A 4,005-nucleotide genomic window follows, 5' to 3' on the forward strand; every position below is an offset into this window, starting at 1 on the left:
GCGCGGCGAGGGTCCAGCCGGCCGCCATCGCCTCGGCGTCCGCCGGGTCGACCAGACCGGCGTCCCGGGCGGCGGCGAGCGCGTCGACGGTACGCGTGCCGCGCAGCGCCGGCACCGCCCCCGCGTGCCGCAGCTGGAGCAACTGCACCGCCCACTCGACGTCGGCCAGGCCGCCCCGCCCCAGCTTGGTGTGGGTGGCCGGGTCGGCGCCCCGGGGCAGCCGCTCGGTCTCCACCCGCGCCTTGATCCGGCGGATCTCGATGACCTGTTCCCGGGTCAGCCCCTCGGCCGGGTAGCGGACCGGGTTGACCATCTGCTCGAACCGGGTGCCCAGATCGGTGTCGCCGCAGACGCACCGGGCCCGCAGCAGCGCCTGCGCCTCCCACACCTTCGACCAGCGCGCGTAGTACTGCTGGTAGGCGGCGAGGCTGCGGACCAGCGGCCCCTGCCGGCCCTCCGGGCGCAGGTCGGCGTCGACGCCGAGCGGCGGATCGGGCGCGGGCATGCCCAGCAGCCGGCGCAGCTCCTCGGCGATGGCGTGGGCGGCGGCGCTGGCCGCGCTCTCGCTGACGCCCGCCGGCGGGTCGTAGACGAAGAGCACGTCGGCGTCGGAGAGGTAGTTGGACTCGTACCCGCCGAGCCGGCCCATCCCGATCACCGCGAAGCGCAGCCCCGGCAGGGCCGGCTGGGCGGCCCGGGCGGTCCGCAGCGCGGCGGCGAGGGTGGCGTCGGTGACGTCGGACAGGGCGGTGCCGACCGCGGTGATGTCGGCCAGACCGGACGCGGGCCGACCGCCGTCCGGACGTGAGGGGGCGAGCGATCCGGCGCGGCTGAGCACGTCGGCGCAGGCGAGGCGGAGCAGTTCCCGGCGGCGCAGCGCGCGTACCGCCCGGGTGGCTTCGACCGGGTCGGCGTGCCGGGCCGCGGCGGCGGCGAAACCATCGGTCAGCACCTCGCGCGAGCGTGGGCTCAGCTCGCTCTCCTCGGCCAGCAGGCGCAGCGCCTCCGGCTCGCGGGCCAGCAGGTCGGCGACGTACCGGGAGGAGGACAGCACCCGGGCCAGCCGGCGGGCCACCGGCCCGGAGTCGCGCAGCAGCCGCAGGTACCAGGGGGTGCTGCCGAGGGAGTCGGAGACCTGGCGGTAGTTGAGCAGACCGCGATCCGGCTCGGGGGCGTCGGCGAACTCGCTGAGCAGGACCGGCAGCAGGGTGCGCTGGATCGCCGCGGTGCGGCTCACCCCGCCGGTGAGGGCCTGTAGGTGACGCAGCGCCCCGGCCGGGTCGGCGAAGCCGAGGATCTCCAGGCGGTGGCGGGCCGCCTCCGGGGTCAGCCGCAGACCGTCGGCCGGCACCCGGGCCACCGACTCCAGCAGCGGCCGGTAGAGCAGTTTGGCGTGCAGCCGGCGTACCTCGGCGGCGTGGGTGACCCACTCGGCGCGGAACTCCTCGACGGCGCTGCGCCCCGGCGTGGCCGTGTAGCTGAGCGCCGCGGCCAGCCAGCGCAGCGCTCCCGGCTCGGTCGGTACGGTGTGGGTCCGGCGTAGGCCCTGAAGTTGCAGCCGGTGCTCGACGCCGCGCAGGAAGCGGTAGCCGCGCAGCAGTGCCTCGCCGTCGGCCCGGCCGACGTAACCGCCGGTGACCAGCGCCCGCAGGGCGGGGATGGTGCCGGGTGTCCGCAGCGACTCGTCGCCCCGGCCGTGCACCAGTTGCAGCAGCTGCACCGCGAACTCGATGTCGCGCAGCCCGCCGGGACCACGCTTGATCTCGCGTTCCAGCTCCTTCGGCGGGATGTTGTCGATGATCTTCCGCCGCATGGCGCGGACGTCCTCGACCGCCTCGGGGCGCTCGGCCGCCTGCCAGAGCAGCGGTGCCAGCTCGTCGATCCACTCCTGGCCGAGCGCCAGGTCACCGGCGGCCGGGCGGGCCTTGAGCAGCGCCTGGAACTCCCAGGTGCGCGCCCACCGCCGGTAGTACGCCAGGTGGCTCGCCAGGGTCCGGACCAGCGGCCCCCGGTTACCCTCGGGGCGCAACGCGGCATCGACCGGCCAGGCGACCAGCCCACAGATGTGGATCAGCCGGGTGGCCACCGTGGTGGCCGCAGCCAGGTCGTCGTCCTCGGCGGCCACGAAGATCACGTCGACGTCGGAGACGTAGTTCAGCTCGCCGCCGCCGCACTTGCCCATCGCCACCACGGCCAGCCGGGGTTCCCGGGTGCCCTCGGGCAGCTCGGCGACGGCGATCGCGTACGCCGCCGACAGGGTGGCGTCGGCCAGCGCGGAGAGCGCGGCCATGGTCTGCTCCAGGCCGCGCCCGCCGGTCAGGTCGGCCGCCGCGACGCGCAGCAGGGCCAGCCGGTACGCCTGGCGCAGCGCCGCCACCGGGTTACCGCCGGCGGAAAAATCGAGCTGTCCGTCGGCGGCCGGGGCGAGGCCGTCCGGGGCGGTCCGCAGCACCGGCCACTGGCCGGGGTTGGCGACGAGATGGTCGCCCAGCGCCGAGGAGGCGCCCAGCACGGCGATCAGCCGCCGGCGCAGGCCCGGGTCCTCGTGCAGCGCGGCGAGCAGCGCCGAGCCGGCACCGATGCCGCCGGCGCCGCCGTTCGGGCCGCCGTGCACACCGAACAGCGTGCGGCGTTCGGCCTCGACCAGCCGGTGCAGCTGGCGCAGCGCCAGATCCGGGTCGGCGGCCCGGGAAAGCGCGGTGAGCAGTTCCTGGGCCGGTTCGTCGGCCGGTTCCTGGGTCTGCGGGCGCCACAGGTCGAGACCGGTCGGGCCGAGCAGGTCGGCGGCCCGAGCGCCACCGTCGTTGTCGCCGATCCCGAAGCCGTACCGGGCGAGCCGGCCCGCGGCGCTGGTCGGCCGGCCCATCAGTGCCCGAGCAGCGGCAGGCTGGGGCGCGGCCCGCTGTCGTCCAGCTCGCCGAGGGCCAGCGCGGCGAACCGGGCGGCGAACGGCTGCCAGACCTCCTCGACGTCGGCCATCACCGCGTTACAGGCGGTGATCACCAGCTGCGGGTCGTAGCCCAGCTCGGCCAGCAACGCCGAGTCGGTGGCCCACTCCGCGATCATCGCGGTGTCGCACTCGATGTGGAACTGGAGGCCCCAGGCCCGGTCGCCGAGGCGGAACGCCTGGTTCGGGTAGCGGGTGGAGGCGGCCAGCAGGGTGGCGCTGGCCGGCAGCTCGGTGATCTCGTCGGCGTGCCACTGGAGCACGTCGGGGATCAGCGGGACGTACCGGAACAGCGGGTCGGACTCGGCCGCGTCCCGCCGGCCGACCACCGCGGGGCCGACCTCCGGCCCGGACGGGCTCCGCTCGACCGTGCCGGCGTGGGCGGTGGCCAGCAACTGGGCACCGAGACAGATGGCCAGCGTCGGTACCCGGTGCCGGACCGCCTTGCGCAGCAGCCCCTCCACGGCCGGGAACCAGGGCGCACCCGGCGCCCCGTCGGCGTACGGGTATGCCTGCTGGTCGCCGCCGAGCACCACCAGCGCGGCGTACCCGTCGAGGTCGGCGGGGAGTGCGTCGCCCGCGTGCGGGCGGGTCACCGACAGGTCGAGGCCGGCCTCGGTCAGCCACTCCCCCAGCCGGCGCAGGTCGTCGGTCGGGTCATTCTCGATCACCAACACGGTTGCCACGCCGTCGAGGCTATCCGGTCTCACCGACCGGGCCGCCGCGCGGGACCGGTGCGGTGTCCAGACACGTTCTGTCGCACCGGGCCAGGACGACGACCGGCGCGTCGGACACCGCACTAGGCTCTGCCGCTGTGTCCGATCACACCGCGCCCGACGACGTCGTACGGCCGCCGGCGCTGCGCCCCGGCGACACCGTGATGCTGGTCTCGCCGTCGGGGCCGACCCGCCCGGAGCGGGTGGCCCGGGGGATCGAGCTGCTCACCGGCTGGGGCCTGCGCCCGGTGCTCGCGCCGAACGCGTACGCCCGGCAGGGCTACCTGGCCGGTGCCGACGCGCTGCGGGCGGCCGACCTGAACACCGCCTTCGCCGACCCGC

General features: G+C 76.0%; 3 protein-coding genes. 1 reads left to right on the forward strand and 2 read right to left on the reverse strand.

From position 1 onward, the window contains the following. A partial coding sequence (locus tag AB0M52_RS31765) for a bifunctional [glutamine synthetase] adenylyltransferase/[glutamine synthetase]-adenylyl-L-tyrosine phosphorylase (protein WP_363961344.1) occupies positions 1–2,866 on the reverse strand: 2,866 nt, incomplete at its 3' end. Continuing rightward, a complete protein-coding gene (locus AB0M52_RS31770; protein ID WP_363961346.1) occupies positions 2,866–3,633 on the reverse strand; it encodes a type 1 glutamine amidotransferase in 768 nt (255 codons plus the stop codon). The genes AB0M52_RS31765 and AB0M52_RS31770, both read right to left, overlap by 1 nt. Before the next feature lie 194 nt (positions 3,634–3,827). Between AB0M52_RS31770 and AB0M52_RS31775 the strand changes: the two genes are divergently transcribed. After that, a partial coding sequence (locus AB0M52_RS31775; RefSeq protein WP_363961348.1) for an LD-carboxypeptidase occupies positions 3,828–4,005 on the forward strand: 178 nt, incomplete at its 3' end.

It is taken from the genome of Micromonospora sp. NPDC051296 (assembly GCF_040682255.1).
Lineage (GTDB): Bacteria > Actinomycetota > Actinomycetes > Mycobacteriales > Micromonosporaceae > Micromonospora > Micromonospora craterilacus.